We start from the raw sequence: 458 nt of genomic DNA, 5'->3' as shown, positions 1-458 counted from the left end.
ACGCGAGGTTTGCTCTGCCATTTATTAAAACTCCTGACAACAAAAAACCCACCGCGAAGTGGGTTTCAGGCGACATAATAGTAGATATAGCGATTACGAGGCCACGCAATGCTTTTCTCCAGGAGCATCATCGATTTAATTAAAGACACCATCACATCTCTGTAACAGAGTGTACGTAATTAACAACTACACACACTGCTCCTGAAAATACTGGTCATCCAGTGCAAAGATCACTGCTTCAAATTCATCGCGCTCAATCAATACCGGATGAGTGGCTAAATATTCATTTATCTCTGTCAGAGATAAAGGCAAAGGCACCCCAGCCATTCCAGCATAACGTCGGGCACGGGATATTACCGAATAGGCGTACAACAACTCCTTAAGCACCGGGTCTATTTCTGGTTCCGGTATCGGTGGCAACCTGAGTTTTTCTCGCTTCCATCTTGCCTTTTCCCCCC

At 45.4% G+C, this 458-nt stretch carries 1 protein-coding gene; it reads right to left on the bottom strand.

Annotated elements, in window-relative coordinates; all coding sequences use genetic code 11:
• Window positions 1-186: 186 nt before the first annotated feature.
• Window positions 187-458, bottom strand: a 272-nt coding sequence (locus AC0L3J_RS37445; protein ID WP_087902936.1) for a hypothetical protein, incomplete at its 5' end; no start/stop codon positions are given.

The organism is Bradyrhizobium sp. Kon37 (assembly GCF_055807535.1).
Note: the sequence above shows the minus strand (reverse complement) of the source record. Positions and strands in the feature narration are given on the sequence as shown.